This window comes from Pseudonocardia sp. (genome assembly GCF_050246655.1).
Lineage (GTDB): Bacteria > Actinomycetota > Actinomycetes > Mycobacteriales > Pseudonocardiaceae > Pseudonocardia.
This window is the reverse complement of sequence record NZ_JBFWVQ010000031.1, coordinates 37,866-55,396: the sequence shown is the minus strand read 5'-3', so window position 1 is coordinate 55,396 and position 17,531 is coordinate 37,866. Positions and strand designations below refer to the sequence as shown.

At 73.3% G+C, this 17,531-nt stretch carries 15 protein-coding genes; 6 read left to right on the top strand and 9 right to left on the bottom strand.

Annotation, left to right across the window (positions count from 1 at the left end; all coding sequences use genetic code 11):
* The 3 genes from AB7J25_RS12905 to AB7J25_RS12895 all read right to left on the bottom strand — a co-directional run.
* The coding region (locus AB7J25_RS12905) for a sulfurtransferase (protein ID WP_428508529.1) at nt 1-725 on the bottom strand (725 nt) is incomplete at its 3' end.
* Complete coding sequence (locus AB7J25_RS12900; RefSeq protein ID WP_428508527.1) at nt 722-1,201, bottom strand: DUF4395 domain-containing protein; 480 nt, start codon at nt 1,199-1,201, stop codon at nt 722-724. The genes AB7J25_RS12900 and AB7J25_RS12905, both read right to left, overlap by 4 nt.
* Before the next feature lie 193 nt (nt 1,202-1,394).
* Complete coding sequence (locus tag AB7J25_RS12895; protein WP_428508525.1) at nt 1,395-2,192, bottom strand: LmeA family phospholipid-binding protein; 798 nt, start codon at nt 2,190-2,192, stop codon at nt 1,395-1,397.
* Between the two features lie 217 nt (nt 2,193-2,409).
* Here AB7J25_RS12895 and AB7J25_RS12890 point away from each other — a divergent pair, with 217 nt between their 5' ends.
* From AB7J25_RS12890 to pstB, 6 genes are all read left to right on the top strand, one after another.
* Nucleotides 2,410-3,198: a winged helix-turn-helix transcriptional regulator gene (locus AB7J25_RS12890; RefSeq protein WP_428508523.1), complete on the top strand. Its 789-nt coding sequence runs from the start codon at nt 2,410-2,412 to the stop codon at nt 3,196-3,198.
* A 21-nt stretch (nt 3,199-3,219) separates the two neighbouring features.
* Nucleotides 3,220-4,152: a mycothiol synthase gene (gene mshD / locus AB7J25_RS12885; RefSeq protein ID WP_428508521.1), complete on the top strand. Its 933-nt coding sequence runs from the start codon at nt 3,220-3,222 to the stop codon at nt 4,150-4,152.
* A 240-nt stretch (nt 4,153-4,392) separates the two neighbouring features.
* Complete coding sequence (pstS, locus tag AB7J25_RS12880) at nt 4,393-5,505, top strand: phosphate ABC transporter substrate-binding protein PstS (RefSeq protein ID WP_428508533.1); 1,113 nt, start codon at nt 4,393-4,395, stop codon at nt 5,503-5,505.
* A 155-nt stretch (nt 5,506-5,660) separates the two neighbouring features.
* The gene (gene pstC, locus AB7J25_RS12875) at nt 5,661-6,566 is read left to right on the top strand and encodes a phosphate ABC transporter permease subunit PstC (RefSeq protein WP_428508531.1); all 906 of its coding nucleotides are present in this window, start codon (nt 5,661-5,663) and stop codon (nt 6,564-6,566) included.
* Entirely contained in the window at nt 6,566-7,648 is a 1,083-nt protein-coding gene (gene pstA, locus AB7J25_RS12870; RefSeq protein ID WP_428508519.1) for a phosphate ABC transporter permease PstA, read from the top strand. The genes pstC and pstA overlap by 1 nt, the downstream gene beginning before the upstream one ends.
* Before the next feature lie 8 nt (nt 7,649-7,656).
* Nucleotides 7,657-8,436 carry a phosphate ABC transporter ATP-binding protein PstB gene (gene pstB / locus AB7J25_RS12865; RefSeq protein ID WP_428508517.1) on the top strand — a complete coding sequence of 260 codons (780 nt, stop codon included), beginning with the start codon at nt 7,657-7,659 and terminating at the stop codon, nt 8,434-8,436.
* Between the two features lie 37 nt (nt 8,437-8,473).
* Here the strand turns inward: pstB and phoU (AB7J25_RS12860) are convergent, their stop codons facing one another.
* The 6 genes from phoU (AB7J25_RS12860) to AB7J25_RS12835 form a co-directional block, all read right to left on the bottom strand.
* Nucleotides 8,474-9,127, bottom strand: a complete 654-nt coding sequence (gene phoU, locus AB7J25_RS12860) for a phosphate signaling complex protein PhoU (RefSeq protein ID WP_428508515.1) — start codon at nt 9,125-9,127, stop codon at nt 8,474-8,476.
* 5 nt (nt 9,128-9,132) lie between these two features.
* Nucleotides 9,133-9,789 (bottom strand): phosphate signaling complex protein PhoU, encoded by a 657-nt coding sequence (phoU, locus tag AB7J25_RS12855; protein WP_428508513.1) that lies wholly within the window; start codon nt 9,787-9,789, stop codon nt 9,133-9,135.
* Nucleotides 9,790-9,870: 81 nt separating this feature from the next.
* Nucleotides 9,871-12,156: a LytR C-terminal domain-containing protein gene (locus tag AB7J25_RS12850; RefSeq protein ID WP_428508511.1), complete on the bottom strand. Its 2,286-nt coding sequence runs from the start codon at nt 12,154-12,156 to the stop codon at nt 9,871-9,873.
* Nucleotides 12,157-13,633: 1,477 nt separating this feature from the next.
* Nucleotides 13,634-14,773 carry a tRNA dihydrouridine synthase DusB gene (gene dusB, locus AB7J25_RS12845; RefSeq protein ID WP_428508509.1) on the bottom strand — a complete coding sequence of 380 codons (1,140 nt, stop codon included), beginning with the start codon at nt 14,771-14,773 and terminating at the stop codon, nt 13,634-13,636.
* Between the two features lie 42 nt (nt 14,774-14,815).
* On the bottom strand, nt 14,816-16,510 hold the full coding sequence (locus AB7J25_RS12840; protein WP_428508507.1) for a PHA/PHB synthase family protein: 1,695 nt from the start codon (nt 16,508-16,510) through the stop codon (nt 14,816-14,818).
* 139 nt (nt 16,511-16,649) lie between these two features.
* Nucleotides 16,650-17,252, bottom strand: coding sequence for a superoxide dismutase family protein (locus tag AB7J25_RS12835; RefSeq protein ID WP_428508505.1), 603 nt, complete (start codon nt 17,250-17,252; stop codon nt 16,650-16,652).
* Between the last annotated feature and the right edge of the window lie 279 nt (nt 17,253-17,531).

Here is a 17,531-nt window from a genome sequence, read left to right as displayed (position 1 = left end):
GTGTGCGAGGAACGCTCGCCGATGCGGCAGTAGGCGATGGTCGCCCGGCCCTCGTCGAACCCCTCGTCCGCGTAGAGCTTGCGGAGGTCCTCGTCGGACTTGAAGGTGCCGTCCTCGTTGGCGGCCTCGCTCCACGGGATGTTGATGGCCGTGGGGACGTGGCCGGGGCGCTGCGACTGCTCCTGCGGCAGGTGTGCGGGCGCGAGGATCTTGCCGGAGAACTCGTCGGGCGAGCGGACGTCGACGAGGTTCTTGTTCCCGATCGCGTCCACGACCTCGTCGCGGAAGGCGCGGATGGAGTTGTCGGGGTCCTGCGCGGTGTAGGTGGTGGCGGCCCGGGTGGGCACCTCGTCGGTGAGCGTGCGGCCGTCGAGCTCCCACTTCTTGCGCCCGCCGTCGAGCAGCTTGACGGCTCCGTGGCCGTAGAGCCGGAACTCCCAGTAGGCGTAGGCGGCGAACCAGTTGTTGTTGCCGCCGTAGAGTACGACGGTGTCGTCGGCGCCGATGCCCTTGGCGGACAGCAGCTCCTCGAACTGCTCCTTGGTGACGATGTCGCGACGGACCGGGTCCTGCAGCTCGGTGGTCCAGTTGATCTTCACGGCGCCGGGCAGGTGCCCGCCGTCGTAGGCGGTGGTGTCCTCGTCGACCTCGACGAAGACGACGCCGTCCGTCCCGAGGTTCTTCTCGGCCCAGTCGGCGGTGACGAGCACGTCCTCGCGGCTCATGCGGTGGCTCCTTGACGATCGATGCGGCGGTGGGTGCGGGTGATCAGCGGGTGCAGCAGGCCGTACATGCGGCAGCCGATGCAGAGGCCGACCGCGGCGTTGAGCGCCGCGGCGACCAGGGCGAACGCGGTGGCGACGATCCCGACGAGGGGTGCGCCCGCGAGATAGCCGACGGCGCCGACGGCGGCGAACACGAGGCCGACGCCCTGCGAGAAGCGCACGGGCGCGGAGCCCTCCCGCTCCGTCACCGGACCCAGGCGGGGGGCGACGAAGCGGCGGTAGAGGACCGAGTACGGCGCGAAGCGCAACCCGGCGAAGGCGCCGAGCGCGAACACGGCGCCCTGGGCGGCGAGCAGCAGGCCGCTGCCGCTGACCAGGACGAGCGCGAGCACCGCCGTGGTCACGGCGGCGGCGAAGCGGACCCCGCGCGCGTCGACCGGCGGATCCCGGTCGACGGGGCAGGCGGAATTGGACACGTCACGTCTCCTGACGGGTGGAAGGAGGCCCGGGCACGGCCGGGCCGGCTACTCGACGGTCAGGAGGTGTGACACAGGCAGCTGCCGACGCGGCACAGATCGACTGCGCGGCGGCGGGTCAGCGGCCAGTACACGGCGTCGAGGGTAACCCAACCCGCGGGCGCGGGGACCACGATCTCGGTACGCGGGACGATCAGCCGCCTGCCGCGCCCGAGGGGGACGTGCCGCCGATGACGATGAGCCCGGTGCGGCCGGTGACCTCCAGAGCGCCGCCGACGGCCCGCAGGTCGGTGGGGGTGACGGACAGCGGAAGGCGCCCCGGGTCGATGCGGATGGTGAACAGGCTGCGCAGGGCCCGCTGGGCGAACGACGGCAGCGACGGCCCGTCCGTGCCGAGCTTGACGTCACGGGGCTGGATCTCGATCTTCCCCTCGACGATCTTCAGCTCGGTGATCACGGCGACCTCGAACTGCTGGCCGAGCACGGTGGTGGTGCCGACGAGGCGGGCGGCCGTGTCCGGGTCGATCGTGGCGACGGCCGGGTCCCCGCCCTCCGAGGCGACCTTCTCGAGCGCGTCCGCGTCGACGTTCTCGATGCGCAGCTTGTCCACCCCGGGGATGAGCCGTTCGAGGTCGCGGGCGCCGATGCGCAGCGTGCCGTCCGCCTCCCCGACCGTGATCTCGCGGACGCCGCGGCTCAGGATCTGCCCAAGCGGCGGCGCGGTGACGTCGCGCAGCTGGGCGCGGACCTCCAGCTCCCGGAGCTGGCCGACCGGGATGCGCTGGGCCGCGACGTCGACGCTGCGGTAGCTGCCGGAGACCGCCTGGGTGAGGAACGGGAAGCCGTTGATGCGCACGGACGGGTCCTCGTCGAGGCCGAGTTGCTCGCGCATCTGCCGCGACACCGCCGACTCGGTGAGGGCCGCCGCCCCGAAGTCCGCGGCGACGAGCAGGGCGACGAACACCAGCAGCGCGATGACCATGCGCTTCATCCGACCTCCGGGCATCGTGGCCCGCTCCACCGTCTTCGGCGTTCCGGCGGACCGCGTACCCCCTGACGGTAGAGCGGAGCGCTCCCGCGGTGGCCTCCGGGGCAGGCCTTGGCGAGGCGTGCGGGGGTGAGCTGCGCCGCGCTCGTCCCCCCGGACGCCTGCACGTTAGGTACTCTGCATCGATCCGAGAAGTGATCGGTGGAGAGGAGCAACCGGTATGGAACTCCTTCTACTGACGAGGGACCCGGATCCCGGCTCGGTCCTCCCGGCGCTGACCCTGCTTCCGCACGGCGTCCGCACCGCGGCCCCCGAGGTGGCGGCGCTGCTCGACGCCGGCCCGCACGACGCCGTGCTGGTCGACGCCCGAACCGACCTCGTGGCCGCCCGCAGCCTCTGCCGCCTGCTCGGCAGCACGGGGATGGACGTGCCGGTCGTGGCGATCCTCACCGAGGGTGGGCTGGTCGCGGTGTCCGGCGAGTGGGTGGTGGACGAGATCCTCCTGCCCGGCGCGGGCCCGGCCGAGGTGGACGCGCGACTGCGCCTGCTGCGCTCCCGGCCGGGAGCCGATGCCGGGGCGGGCGGGGGCGCGCTGGTGCTGGGCGAGCTCGTCATCGACGAGGCCACGTACGCGGCGCGGCTGCGTGGGCGGCTGCTGGAGCTCACGTACAAGGAGTTCGAGCTGCTCAAGTACCTGGCGCAGCACGCGGGCCGGGTGTTCACCCGCGCGCAGCTGCTCCAGGAGGTGTGGGGGTACGACTTCTTCGGCGGCACGCGCACCGTCGACGTCCACGTGCGGCGGCTGCGGGCGAAGCTGGGCCCTGAGCACGAGCAGATGATCGGCACCGTCCGCAACGTCGGCTACAAGTTCGTCCGGCCCAGCCGCGGCGGGCTCGGCGGCGCCGCGATGCTGAGCGACGAGAGCGGCGACGACGGTCGGGGAGAGGACGACGGCCGGGTCGAGGCCCTCACCGACCGCGCGAACCTCAACCACCGCGCCATGACCTGACCTCCGGGTAGGGTCGATCGGGTGGTCGACCTGGTGTGGCGGGACAGGCTGAACGAGGCCGAGATCGGAGAGGTCGGCGAGCTCGTCGCCGCGGCCACGGACGCCGACGGCACGGCCCCGCTGTCCGAGCACGTCCTGCTGCACGTGCGGCGTGGCGGGGACACGCAGGCCGCGCACCTGCTGGCCCGAGCGACGGGCGGCCCGCTCGTCGGGTTCGCGCACCTGGACCTCACCGATCCGGTGGCGGGCGGTGCCGGCGAACTGGTCGTCCATCCCGCACACCGGCGCACGGGCACCGGAACGGCGCTGGTGGAGGCCCTGCTGGAGCGCACGGCGGCAGCGGGTGCCCCGCGGGGTGGCCGGTTGCGGCTCTGGGCGCACGGCGAGCACGCCGGCGCGGTGGCGCTGGCGGAGAAGCTCGGGTTCTCACGCGTGCGGGTGCTGTGGCAGATGCGGCGCAGCCTGCTCGCGCCGCTGGACCCGGTGGAGCTCCCGGAGGGCGTGCAGATCCGCCCGTTCGTGGTGGGCGCCGACGAGGCCGCGTTCCTCGCGGTGAACAACGCGGCCTTCGACTGGCATCCCGAACAGGGCGGTTGGGACGTCGCGCAGGTGAAGCTGCGGGAGTCCGAGCCCTGGTTCGACCCGGCCGGTTTCCTGCTCGCGGTCGACGCCGAGGACCGGCTCCTCGGGTTCCACTGGACGAAGGTCCACGGTTCGGGTGACGGCGATCACCCGCACGAGCCGATCGGCGAGGTCTACGTCGTGGGGGTCGATCCGGCCGCGCGGGGGATGCGGTTGGGCCGGGCGCTGACGCTGGCCGGCCTGCGGCACCTGCGGGAGCTCGGATTGCGCCAGGTGATGCTGTACGTGGAGTCGGACAACGACGCGGCGGTGGGCCTGTATCGCGATCTCGGCTTCACGCACTGGGACACGGACGTGTCCTTCGCCCGCTGAGTGCCGTTCACGCGCCCGTCACGTGGCGCGCCGATCACGGCCCGGAACCGTGCAGGTCACAGGCCGATCACGGCCCTGGTCCGGGCGTTGCGTCCCTCACGCCGGGTGACCTGTTCACCTCGCGTTCACCTTATCGGGGCCACGTGTCCACCCTCGGTCCTTAGCGTCGCGATCCGAGCGGCCACCCCGGGCCGCATGGGCGTCCAGCAGGACGATCGACGGAGGAGTCCAGTGTCCACAATGCCCAACGGCGTGCGTGCCCGTCGCGCCGCCATCGCCGCACTCGCGACGACGAGCGCCCTCCTGCTCGCCGGCTGTGGAGCGGCCAACGAGACCGCCGCGCCCAGTGGCGACGGCTCGCAGGCTTCCGGCACCATCGCGGGGGCCGGAGCGAGCTCGCAGGGTGCGGCGATGCAGGCCTGGATCGCGGGCTTCACCGGTGCGAACCCCGACGCCACCGTGACCTACGACCCGGTGGGTTCCGGCGGCGGCCGCACCCAGTTCGCCGACGGTGCGGTGGCGTTCGCCGGCTCGGACGCCGCGCTCAAGGACGACCAGCTGACCAAGGCGCAGACGCGCTGCGGCGGCGGCCCCGATGCGGTGATCGAGCTGCCGCTCTACATCTCGCCGATCGCGATCGCCTACAAGCTCGAGGGCGTCAGCGAGCTGAACCTGAAGCCCGCCACCCTCGCCGGCATCTTCGCCCAGAAGATCAAGAACTGGAACGACCCGGCGATCGCCGCGGACAACCCGGGCGTCACGCTGCCCGACCTCGCGATCACGGCGGTGAACCGCTCGGACGAGTCGGGTACCACCGAGAACTTCACCGAGTACCTGCACGCCGTGGCGCCGGAGGTCTGGACCTTCGAGCCGGACGGCGTCTGGCCGGTGTCGGGTGGCGCCGCCGCGCAGGGCACCTCGGGCGTCGTGGGGGCGATCAGCGCCGGCAACGGCACGATCGGCTACGCGGACGCGAGCCAGGTCGGCCAGCTCGGCAAGGCGAACATCGGCGTCGGGAGCGAGTTCGTCGGCCCGTCCGCCGAGGCCGCCGCGAAGATCGTGTCGGAGTCGCCGCAGGTGCAGGGCGGCGGCAAGTACACCTTCGTCTACGAGCTCGCGCGCGACACCACGGCCTCGGGCACGTACCCGATCGTCCTGGTCTCCTACATCCTGGCCTGCAACACCTACCAGGACGCTGCCCAGGGCGACCTGACACGCGCGTTCATCGCGTACATCGCAAGCCCGGAGGGTCAGCAGGCCGGGGCGCAGAACGCCGGCTCGGCGCCGATCTCGGACGAGCTGCGCGCGGAGTTCCAGCCCGCGCTCGATGCCATCGGCGGACCGCTCGCCTGAGCCGGACCCGCGATGCCGCACCACTGTTCGCGGGAGCCGGCGGCCGTCATCATGAATGACGGCCGCCGGCGTCCCCCCGCCCCGTCCGGCACTGGAGAGGACGACGTGTGAGCACGACGACCGAGGCGCCTCCCGGGCGCCAGGGCACCGCAGGAATCCGCAGCAGGGCTGATCGCACGTTCGCCGGGGCGGCGTTGGGTGCCGGCATCCTCATCCTCGCCGTGCTGGCCGGGGTGGCGGTGTTCCTGCTCATCCAGGCCGTCCCGGCGCTCACGGCCCCGGCCGACGAGATCCCGGGCGGCGAGGGGCTGTCCGGCTACATCGCGCCGCTGATCTTCGGCACGCTGCTGTCGTCGACGATCGCGCTGCTCGTCGCGACCCCGCTGGCGGTCTGCGTCGCCCTGTTCATCACGCACTACGCGCCGCGGCGCCTCGCGCAGACTCTCGGCTACGTCGTCGACCTGCTCGCCGCGGTGCCGAGCCTCGTCTACGGCCTCTGGGGCGTCGCCGTGCTCGCCCCGGCGAGCGTGCCCAGCACCCGCTGGCTGGAGGAGAACCTCGGCTTCCTGCCGTTCTTCGCAGGTCCCGCCTCGGCGATCGGCCGGAGCATGCTCGTCACGAGCCTCGTGCTGGCGGTCATGATCCTGCCGATCATCACGGCCGTGAGCCGCGAGGTGTTCCTCCAGACGCCCCGGCTGCACGAGGAGGCGGCGCTGGCGCTGGGTGCCACCCGCTGGGAGATGATCCGGATGGCGGTGATCCCGTTCGGGAAGTCGGGCGTCATCAGCGGGGCGATGCTCGGTCTCGGCCGCGCGCTCGGCGAGACGATGGCCGTCGCGATCATCCTGTCGATCTCCGGCGGGATCACGTTCAACCTCATCAGCGACGGCAACCCGGGCACGATCGCCGCGAACATCGCGCTGCAGTTCCCCGAGGCCAGCGGCCTCACGGTGAACGTGCTCATCGCGTCCGGTCTGGTCCTGTTCTTCGTCACGCTGATCGTGAACATGATCGCCCGGTACATCATCAACCGCCGCAAAGAGTTCTCAGGGGCCAACTGATGACCACCTCCACGCAGGGCCCCGGCAGGACCGAGGTCCCCGCGCCCGTCGAACCTGCCCTGAAGGTCAAGGGCACGCTTCCCCGCGGGGCGACCTGGATCGCGCTCGGCGCCGGGCTCGCGCTCGCGTCCGTCGTCTTCGCGCTGTCCGAGTTCAACGTGCCCGGATTCGTGATCGTCGCCTTCGTCCTGTTCGCCCTCGCGATCTACCTCTGGTCGCGGGTGGTCGAGGGCAGGCGCAAGGCGACGGACCGGCTGGTGACGGTGACCGTCACGAGCGCCTTCCTGCTGGCCGTGCTCCCGCTGGTGTCGGTGATCGTCACGGTCGTGGTCAACGGGCTCGCGCGTTTCGACGTCGAGTTCTTCACCAGCTCGATGCAGGGCGTCGTCGGCGCGGGCGGCGGCGGCCTGCACGCCATCTACGGCACGCTGATCATCACCGGGATCACGGCGCTGATGTCGATCCCGGTGGGCGTGCTGGCCGCGATCTACCTGGTCGAGTACGGCAACGGCAGGCTCGCCCGCGCGATCACGTTCTTCGTCGACGTCATGACCGGCATCCCGTCGATCGTCGCCGGTCTGTTCGCCATCTCGCTGTTCACGCTGATCCTCGGACCGGGCGCCCGCTTCGGCTTCATCGGCGCCGTCGCCCTGTCGGTGCTCATGATCCCGGTGGTCGTGCGGGCGACCGAGGAGATGCTCAAGATCGTCCCGAACGAGCTGCGCGAGGCGGCGTACGCGCTGGGCGTGCCGAAGTGGCGGACGATCCTCAAGGTCGTGCTGCCGACGAGCATCGCGGGCATCGCCACCGGGGTCACCCTGGCCATCGCCCGCGTCATCGGCGAGACGGCGCCGCTGCTCATCACCGTCGGCATCGCCACCGGGGTGAACCTCAACCCGTTCGACGGCCGCATGGCCACACTGCCGGTGTTCGCCTACTACTCCTATGCGACCCCCGGCATCCCGCGCGAAGCCTTCATCGACCGAGCATGGACGGCCGTGCTCGTCCTGATCATCATCGTGATGGGGCTGAACCTGCTCGCCCGCGTCATCGCCCGAGTGTTCGCCCCGAAGACCCGATAGGACGGCAAGTGGCCAAGCGCATCGAGGCGAAGAACCTCAACATCTACTACGGCACCTTCCTCGCGGTGGAGGGGGTCGACATGGAGATCCGACCTGCCCAGGTCACCGCCCTCATCGGCCCGTCCGGCTGCGGCAAGTCGACGTTCCTGCGGTCGATCAACCGCATGCACGAGGTCATCCCGGGCGCGCGCGTCCAGGGCAGGCTCGAGCTGGACGGCACCGACCTCTACGGCCCGGGTGTCGATCCCGTCGGCGTCCGGCGCCAGGTGGGCATGGTGTTCCAGCGCCCCAACCCGTTCCCGACGATGTCGATCTACGAGAACGTCGTCGCCGGCCTGCGGCTCAACAGCCAGAAGATGCGCAAGGACGCCCTCGACGAGCTCGTCGAGAGGTCGCTGCGGGGCGCCAACCTGTGGAACGAGGTCAAGGACCGCCTCGACAAGCCCGGATCCGGACTGTCCGGCGGGCAGCAGCAGCGGCTGTGTATCGCCCGCGCCATCGCCGTGCAGCCGGACGTGCTGCTCATGGACGAGCCGTGCTCCGCGCTCGACCCGATCTCCACTCTCGCGATCGAGGACCTGATCAACGAGCTGAAGACCGAGTACACGATCGTCATCGTCACCCACAACATGCAGCAGGCCGCGCGGGTGAGCGACTACACCGGCTTCTTCAACATCGAGGGCACCGGCAAGCCGGGCAAGCTCGTCGAGATGGCCGAGACCACCGCGATCTTCTCCCAGCCCAAGAAGAAGGCGACCGAGGACTACGTCTCCGGCCGATTCGGCTGATCCGCCCCGCGCCGGGCGAGCCCGGGGTGCGGCCGCGTTACAGCGACAGCGCCTCGGGCTCGCCGCCGGTGACGGCGTACACGGTGAGGTGCGCGATCTTCACGGCGTGGTCGGCGAACCGCTCGTAGTAGCGCGCCAGGAGCGTCGCGTCCACGGCCGCCGCCACCCCGTGCGGCCAGCTCGGGTGCATCATCACCGCGAACATCCGCCGGTGCAGCTCGTCCATCGCGTCGTCCGCGGCGTCCAGCTCGACGGCCAGGATGACATTGCGGCTGCGAGCCACCTCGGCCGCCTTGCGGCCCAGGTCCACGGCGACGCGGCCCATCTCCCGGAAGGCTGGTGCCACCTCGGCCGGCACGCAGGGCGTGCGGCGGACCGCGGCCGCGGCGACGTGCTGTGCCAGCCTCGCCATGCGGTCCGCGTCGCTGGTGGCGCGCAGTGCGGCCACGACCGTGCGCAGGTCGCCCGCCACCGGGCTGTGGATCGCGAGCGCCTCCGAGGCGATCCGCTCGGTCTCCTCGCGCAGCCGCGTGATCTCCGGATCGCCCTCGGCCGTCTTCGCGGCCAGGCGCTCCCGCCCCTCGACGAGCGCCCTGGTGGCGTGGGCGAGCGCCGTCGAGGCGGCGGAGCACATGCCGGCGACGCACTCGCCGAGCTGGTCGAGCTGGGTGGCCAGCGGTGGGGCCGCCACTGCCGTCAGACGGTGAGCGGGCCCGGCATCCGGCCCGTCACCACGTAGACGATCCGGCGGGCCACGGCGACCGCGTGGTCGGCGTAGCGCTCGTAGAAGCGCGCGAGCAGCGTGATGTCGACGGCGGGGCCCACCCCGTGGGACCAGTTGCGGTCCATCAGCACGGTGAACATGTGCCGGTGCAGATCGTCCATCGCGTCGTCATCGGCCTCGAGCTCGGTGGCGGCCTCGGCGTCGCGGGACCGGATGACCTCCGCGGCCTTGTGCGCGAGCGCAACGCCGACCCGGCCCATCTCGGCGAAGTACGGTGCGACCTCATCCGGCAGCACCAGGCTCGGGTGCCTGCGCCGGGCGGCCTGCGCGACGTGCAGGGCGAGGTCGCCCATCCGCTCGATGTCTCCGGCGGCGTGGATCGCGGACACCACGACGCGCAGGTCCGTCGCCACCGGCGCCTGCAGCGCGAGCAGCGCGAACGCCTGCTCCTCGGCGGCCGCGCGCAGCTCGTCCGTGCCAACGTCGTCACTGATCACCTGTTCGGCGAGCTGCAGGTCGGCGTTGAGCAGTGCCTGCGTGGCGTGCTGCATCGCCTCGGCGACCCGGTCGCACATGCCGGCGAGCGTGTCCGCCAGTCGGTCCAGCTGGGCGAGATAGACATCACGCATGCGTGTGAGCCTAGGTCGTCCGTCCGCTGGGGGCAGCGCCAGACCGTGAACCCAGGATGAACGGTGAATGTCCGGAGGTGATCACGAGCAGCCGGGAGTCTGGGTGGCGACCGTGATCGTCGCAGGGTCGCCCGGCGGCCGGACCGCGCCATCCGCGGCCTCGTCGAGGTCGCTGCCCAACGTCAGCTCCAGCACGCCGCTCGCCGACGGCTCGGGCACCAGCGACGCCGCAGGCATGCTGGTCTGCAGCAGTTCCGCACCCGCCGCGCGGTCCGGCGAGTACGTGATCACCGTCGACGCCTCGGTGTCCGCCGCGTTGCCGACCTCGTCCACCCCGAACCCCAGATCCGCGAGCTGCCCGGCCACCCCGCGGGCCAGCCCGTCGCGGCCCGACGCGTTGAAGACGTCCACCGTCACGTCGCCCGGCCCGGGCAGCGCCGTGCCCGCCGCGCGGATCGCAGGCGCAGGCAGCGACGTGTCCTCGCGGATCGCCCGGAACAACGTGCTCGCCTCGGCCTCGCGCAGCTCGCTGTGCCCGCGGGCGTTCGCGGTGGGCTGGACGGGCGCCGCTGCGTAGGTGATCCGGTCCGCGTCCAGGTCGTCGAGCGCTTCCGCGACGCCGAGCAGCCGGCCCAGGTCCACCTGGTCGGCCAGCACCGCCGACGGCAACGTCCCGTGCAGCGACGCGACCTGCGGCGGCGCCAGCAGACCCGCGATCGAGAGCGTCCGGGAGAGCACGGCCCGCAGCTGCCCGTGCTCGCGCTCGATCCGTTCCCCGTCCGTGGTGGGTGCCGGGCCCGGTGGGCAGGGGTCGACCCCCACCACGCGCGCCATCTCCGCCACCCCTGCCCGGTCCACCGCGACGAACCGGCTGATCGCGAGGCCCGTGAGCTGCTGCACCACCTTCGTCGTGCACCGCGGGCCGCCGAGTTCGAACGCGCTGATCAGCGTCGTGCGCACCTCGGCGGGGATCGTCTGGTCCCGGTACGTGCGCGCCTGCGGGTCCCACATCTCGCAGGGCGGCCGGTTGATCTCCAGGTCCGCGGGGAGCGACAGTGCCACCACGCTGTCCGAGTCCCGCGGCACGTGCGCCACGACGAGGCTTGCGACGCGCGGGTCGGGGGCCGCCCCGGCCCGGGGGAAGTCCGCCGTCAGGACGACGACGTTCTCGTCCCCGGCCTGGGCGTCCGCGTTGCGGATCGTCGGGGACTGCGGGTCCAGCGCGCTCGCCTGCGTGACGGCGGCGTCCAGCCAGGAACGGGAGGTCGCGGCCGTGCCGGTGGAGAGGACGATCAGGCCCGCGAGGACGACGACGGCGATCTTCGCGACGCGGGGGGTGATGCCGAGCCTGGTGCCGACCCGGGTGGCGGCGCGGGCGGGTCCACGGAGCCGGTCGCGGAGCCTGCGGGCCGCGCGGGCGGCGTACGAGGTGCCGAGGCGACCGGGGGTGGGGTCGTCGGAGTCGGGCGTCCCGCCGACGGTGTCGCGGCCCTCGCCGGTGTCGCTGCGATCGTCGGTGTCGCTCCGATCGTCGGCGCGGTCGGCGCGGTCGGCGCGGTCGGCGCGGTCGGCGCGGTCGGCGCGGTCGGCGCGGCGGGCGGCGGTGTCGGGGCGCTGATCGGCGCGTGCCTCCGGGGGAGCGCCGGCGTCCGGCTCGGCGGCCTCGCGGGTGGGTACGGCACCGGGCGCAGCGGCGCCGTCCGGTGGGAGGTCGCCGGTCCTTCGACGGTCGCGGGTCGCGTGGGCGTCTGCGGGGCTGTCATCGACGGCTCCGCGGGCGGCCCGACGGCGGGCGTCGAGTTCGGGGACGGCCGTGGTGGGCGCGACGCGGCCGCGGGGGGCCGCTTCGGTACCGGCCGCGCGCCCGGGGAGCAGCCCGGGCGCGCGACCGGCCGACGTGCCGTGCGGGGAGCGGACGTCGGGGGGGATGCGGCCGGGCCGCGAGGTCGGGGTGGAGCCGGTGGGCGGTGCCCCCGTGGGGTGGCCGTTGGGCGGGGGTTTCGCGGCGTGGCCGTTGCGCGCGAGGGCTGTGGGGTGGCCGTTGGGCGCGAGGGCTGTGGGGTGGCCGTTGGGCGCGAGGGCTGTGGGGTGGCCGTTGGGTGGTGGGTTCGTGGGGTGGCCGTTGGGCGTGAGCCCTGTGGGGTGGCCCTGGGGCGGGTTCGTGGGGCGACCGTTGCGGCCGCGAGTCTGCGGGCCGGCCGCGGGCCCGCGCAGAAGCTCCCCGGCGCCGGGCGAACGGCCGGGGTGGGAGGAACGATCTCCCCTCCGGGCCGTTCGCGCGGTGCCCGTCGGTGGTGCGCCGACATGGAGTGGCGGGGTCGCGCGGGTGACCGGCCTCGGCCCGGCAGGTGGGGCCGGGTGGCTCACGGATGGCGTGACCGCTGGGCCGGCGGCCGGTGGGGCCGGGTGGCTGGGGGGTGGCGCGACCGCGGGGGCGGCCGCTGGTGGGGCAGTGCGCCCGCCGGTTGCGGTTGCCGGGCGACCGGGGGGTGGCGTGGCCGCCCCGCCGGCGAGTGGGCGGTCGCGCGGCGGTTCCCCGACTTCGAGCGAACGGCCCGTGTGGGACGTCCTGTTTCCCGTTTGGCCCGTTCGCCCGGGGTCGGTCATGGGTCGGCGGCTCGGATGGCCGTGTCCGTTGCGCGGACGGTCCGCGCGGGAGGTGCCGGTGTGACGCCCGGATGCCGGCGCTTCGGCAGCACGGCCGTCCGGGCCATGGCCGTGCGTCGCCTCTCCGGGGTGTCCGTGGCGGCCCGTACCCTCCGGCCGCCCCGCGGGCCTGGCGGCCGTCCGCGACCGGCGCCCGCGGCCGTGCGCTGGCCGATCGTGACCGCCGTCGGGGGCGCCCGGGCCGTCCGGCTCGGGCATGCCCGCCCGAGGGCGGCCGGCGGCCCGGGGCTCGCTCCCTGGCCCGCGACCGATCGGCAGACCACCCGCTACGCCGCGACCGGCCCCCGGGCCGCCGCCGTCGGCCGGGAGACCGAGATCGCCCCGGCGGGCCGACCGACCGTTCGTCGAGCCTGTGTCGCTGTGGCGCGCGGAGCGGCCGTTCGTCGAGCCTGTGTCGCTGTGGCGCGCGGGGCGGCCGTTCGCCGAGCCTGCGTCGCTGTGGCGGGCGGGGCGACCGTTCGCCGAGCCTGCGTCGCCGTGGCGCGCGGCGCGCCCGTTCGTCAGGTCCGCATCGGTGGCGTGCCGGGACGTGCCGCGGCCTGCGGGCGGTGCGGTGGTCGGGCGCGCATCGGCGGTGTGCCCGTTGCGGGGCGTACGGCTGTTCGCGGTGGACCCGTTCGGGGCGTGCCCGTCCGGCGGGCCGCTCACGCGTCCGGATGCGCCGTGCCCACTGGCGGAGTGCCCGTTCGTGTGCCGGCCGCGCCCGTGGGTGGAGTGCCCGTTCGTGTGTCGGCCGTGCCCGTTGGTGGAGCGGCCGTCGCGTGGAGCCCCGCCGTTCGCGGAGAGCCCGTCGGCCTGGCCGTCCGCGAGGACCGGCCGATGCCCGCTGCGCCGCGGGCCGACGACGGCGTGACGCCGGAGGAGTTCGTCGAAGGCCCGGTCGGCGTCGCCACGGCCGGGTACCGGCCCGTCGGCGGGGGAGCGCCGCGCGCGGTTGGGGTCCGACTCCACTCCACCTCCTCGTGCAGCTCGTACGGCGACGTCTCTACACACGAAGGGCGGTCCGGATCTTCACGATCCTTCCCGCCCCCGGGTCCGGAGCTTACGAAGCTCGGCGGGCGAGAGGGCAGCGGGGTGTCAGCCGACCGGGCGAGCGGTGGCGTGCAAGCGGCTGCCGGGCGAGCGGCCGGGCCGGCCGGGTCGACGGCTGCCGGGCGGGCCCGCGTGCCGCCGCCCGTTACCCGCCGGAGTGGTCCAGCTCAGCGCCGAACGGCACGGACGGGTCGTCCGGATCGTCGAGCCACCGCTCGGGCAGCACGACGCGGGCGGGTGAACCCTGGCGCCCGCGGGGCCCCTCGGCGTCCGCCGGGAAGGGCTCGTGCGGGTCGAGCGTGGCGAGCAGCTCGTCCAGCTCGTCCAGCGACGACACCAGCCCGAGCCGCCGCCGGGTCTCGGACCCGACCGCGAATCCCTTGAGGTACCAGGCGATGTGCTTGCGGACGTCCCGGATCCCCTTGTGCTCGCCCAGGTGCGCGCAGAGCAGCGCGGCATGCCGGCGCAGCGTCGCGCACACCTGTCCGAGGGTCGGCGGCTCGGGCAGCGGCCGACCGGCGAACGCGGCCTCGAGATCGGCGAACAGCCACGGCCTGCCGAGGCACCCCCGCCCGACGACGACGCCGTCGCATCCGGTCCGGGCCACCATCGCCAGCGCGTCCGCGGCCGAGAAGATGTCGCCGTTGCCGAGCACCGGGACCGACGCGGGGACGGCGTCGCGCAGCCGGGCGATCGCGGACCAGTCGGCCGTCCCGGAGTACCGCTGGGCCGCGGTGCGCGCGTGCAGCGCGACGGCCGCGACCCCGGCGTCCACGGCGATCCGCGCGGCGTCGAGATAGGTGTGCACGCCGTCGTCGATCCCGATCCGCATCTTGATCGTGACGGGCCTGCCCGCGGCGTTGTCCACCGCCGCGCGGACGATGTTCGCGAGCAGCTTCCGCTTGAACGGCAGCGCCGCCCCGCCCCCGCGGCGGGTGACCTTGGGGACGGGGCAGCCGAAGTTCAGGTCCAGGTGGTCGGCGAGGTCGCGCTCGACGACCGTGCGCACGGCGGCGCCGATCGTCGCCGGGTCGACGCCGTAGAGCTGCATGGAGCGCGGGTGCTCGTCCGGGGTGAACTCGATCATCCGGAAGGTGAGCGGGTTGCGCTCCACGAGGCCCCGCGAAGTGATCATCTCGCAGACGTAGAAGCCCTCGCCCTGCTCGCGGCACAGCCGCCGGAACCCCGGGTTCGTGATGCCGGCCATCGGGGCCAGCACGACCGGGGTCCCGGACGTGTACGGCCCGATCCGCAGCGGAGCCGTGACGCGCGTGGGGGCACTCACGCCCCCATCATCCAGGCTGCACGAACGGGCCGTTCGTCCAGCTCAGTCGGACGAACGCGCCGCTCGTTGCGCGGCGGCGTCCGGCGGAAGGTCCCGAACGTAGCGGCCGGGGGCCGGCTCCAGCACGGGATGACCGGCGCTGCCCTCGCCGTCCGGTGCGGGGACGAGCGCCCCCGAACGCGGCGTGACCCACTTCACCCACGCCTCCCACCAGCTGCCCTCGTGTCGCGTGGAGCCCTCGCGCCAGGCTTCGGGATCCTCGCCCGGTGTGCCGCCCGTCCAGTAGTGCGCCTTCGGGTTGCCGGGCGGGTTGACCAGGCTCGCGATGTGCCCCGAGTAGCTGAGGACGAACGTCGCGTCGCCGCCGAGCAGCTGCGTGGTGCGGTAGCAGCCCTTCCACGGGGTGAGGTGGTCGCTGACCGCGCCCGTCACGAACATCGGGATCTTGATCGCGTCGAGCTGCATCGGGGTCCCCAGCACCGTCAGGCCGCCCGGCCGGGGAAGCAGGTTGTGCTCGAAGGCGTCGAGGAACTGGCAGTGCAGGGCGCCCGGCAGGTTCGTGCCGTCCGCGTTCCAGGCCAGCACATCGAACGCGGGCGGCTTCTCGCCCATCAGGTAGTTGTTGACCCAGTAGTTGAAGACGAGGTCGTCGGGGCGCATCCAGGTGAACGCCGAGCCCATCTGGCGGCTCGTGATGATCCCGGCGCGGCGCGACCGGGCGCGCGCGAACTTCAGCAGGCTCGGCGCCGCGAACGCCGTGATCGGGGCACTCTCGCCGAAGTCGAGCAGCGTCACCGCGTAGGTGACGCTGTGCACCCGCTCGTCGCCGAGCGCGGCGAGGTGGTTGAGCGCCGTCGTCGTGATGATGCCGCCCGCGCACAACCCCACGACGTTGACGTCGCTGGAACCGGTGATCTCCCGCACCGTGTCGACGGCCGCGAGGACCCGGCCCGCATAGGTGTCGAGGTTCCAGTCGCTGTGCTCGGCGGTCGGGTTGCGCCAGCTGAGCATGAACGTCTGCAGGCCCTGGCCCACCGCGTACTCGACGAAGCTGCGGCCGGGCCTCAGGTCCAGGAAGTAGTAGCGCCCGATCGGCGGCGGGATGATCAGCACCGGCCGCTCCCGCACCTGCGCGGTGGACGGCGTGTACTGCAGCACCTCGCCTGCCTCGTCGCGGGCCACCACCGAGCCGGGCGTGAGCGCCAGGTCCCGGCCCACCACGAAGGCGTCCCGCTCCACCATCGACGGCATCCCGCCGTTGTGGCGCACGTCGCCGACGAACTGCCGCACGCCCCGCACGAGGCTCGCACCGCCGGTGTCGAACGCGTGCTTGAGCGCCGCAGGGTTGGTCGGCAGGAAGTTCGTCGGGGCGACCGCGCTGGTCAGCACCGTGGTCGCGAACCGAGCCTGCTCGACGCGACGGGCGTCCGACGACCCGTCCATCGAGTCCACGACGTTCGAGAGGGCCGAACCGGTCGCGAGGTACGCCTGTTCGAGCCGCCGGTACAGCGGGTTCGCCGACCAGGCCGGATCCTTGAAGCGCCGGTCGCCCCGCTGCGGCGCCACCTCGGAGCGGCCGACTGCGATCTTCGCGAGCTCGCCGCCGAGCTTCACCGCTTCCCGGCCCACCACCCGGCCCTGCCCGAGGGCCGAAGCCAGGCCGCCCACCAGGCTTCCCACCGACGGCAGGGCGAGGATCTCGCCGCCTTCCGGTTCCGTCTCGTCCGTGCGCGCCACGAGCCCACCTTCCTCCGTCGCGTCGTGTCTCTCCAGCCTGCCGGGGTGCGTCTCTGGTCACCAGGCGGCAATCGGGGACGGCCCCGCCCGGCCGGAAGGGGTCGTCGCGTGGGAGGCGGGGCCGTCGCGTGGGAGGCGGTCAGAACGCGACGGTGATGCACGCCGGACGCGCGCCCGCCGTGCCCGCCTTGCCCGGCTCGGTCGATGTCGACTTCTCGTGGATGATCACCGCTTGGGCCCGCCGGTCGGCCGGGAACACCCACGGCACCGTGGTCGTCGCCGCACCCGCGCCCTCGGCGTTCGTCGTGAGGTCCAGCCAGATCTCGTTCTCCCTGTTGGCGTACGCCGGGTCCACCGACGGCGTCACGGGGTCCTGCCGGAACTGGTAGTGCGGGCCCGCCGCCATCCCGTCCGCCCCGCAGGGGTTGACGTGCGCATGCGCGCCGTAGGCCCGGTTCGGCAGCAGGCCCGTGACGGCGAGCGTGACGGTGGTCGCCCCGTCGGCCTCCTCGGCGGTCACCTCCGCCGTCGCGCCGAGCGGGACCAGGGTCGGGTCGTAGGTCGCAGCGGGGCCGCCGCCGGGGGCGGTGAATCGCGCGTTGACGTCGGTTCCGGCCGATGCGCCGCCGCAACCCGCGAGAAGGAGCCCCGCGATGAGCAGAAGTGGTATGCGCGCCCTGCCGATGGCGCTCTGGTGAAGGCGGCGGTCGCTGTGCCGGAAGCCGTGCCATGACGTTCGCATCGGTACATGGTGTGCCCCGGGGCACACCGCCGTGCGCGCGCGGTCGAAACATTGCCGTCACATTGCCGTCACATTACCTGCGGCGAGCGGCAGGTAGGTGACGCATCCGTACGGCGCAGTCGTGCAGGAGCTGACGGGCTATCTGGCGCTAGTTCACTCGATCGAGTGATGGAAGGCCGGTCGGTCGTGCCGTGGCACCGCCGTGGGTGGGGTCACATCGGTCGGCGGTGCGGGGCGGGACGCGGCGCGCGGTTGGCCGCCCGGTCGCCCCGGCGGACC

Bases quoted from the DNA above. Each gene is read 5' to 3' on its own strand.
- AB7J25_RS12895 (WP_428508525.1), bottom strand. From the start codon at position 2,192: ATGAAGCGCATGGTCATCGCGCTGCTGGTGTTCGTCGCCCTGCTCGTC.
- AB7J25_RS12890 (WP_428508523.1), top strand. From the start codon at position 2,410: ATGGAACTCCTTCTACTGACGAGGGACCCGGATCCCGGCTCGGTCCTC.
- pstS (WP_428508533.1), top strand. From the start codon at position 4,393: ATGCCCAACGGCGTGCGTGCCCGTCGCGCCGCCATCGCCGCACTCGCG.
- pstA (WP_428508519.1), top strand. From the start codon at position 6,566: ATGACCACCTCCACGCAGGGCCCCGGCAGGACCGAGGTCCCCGCGCCC.
- phoU (WP_428508513.1), bottom strand. From the start codon at position 9,789: ATGCGTGATGTCTATCTCGCCCAGCTGGACCGACTGGCGGACACGCTC.
- AB7J25_RS12835 (WP_428508505.1), bottom strand. From the start codon at position 17,252: ATGCGAACGTCATGGCACGGCTTCCGGCACAGCGACCGCCGCCTTCAC.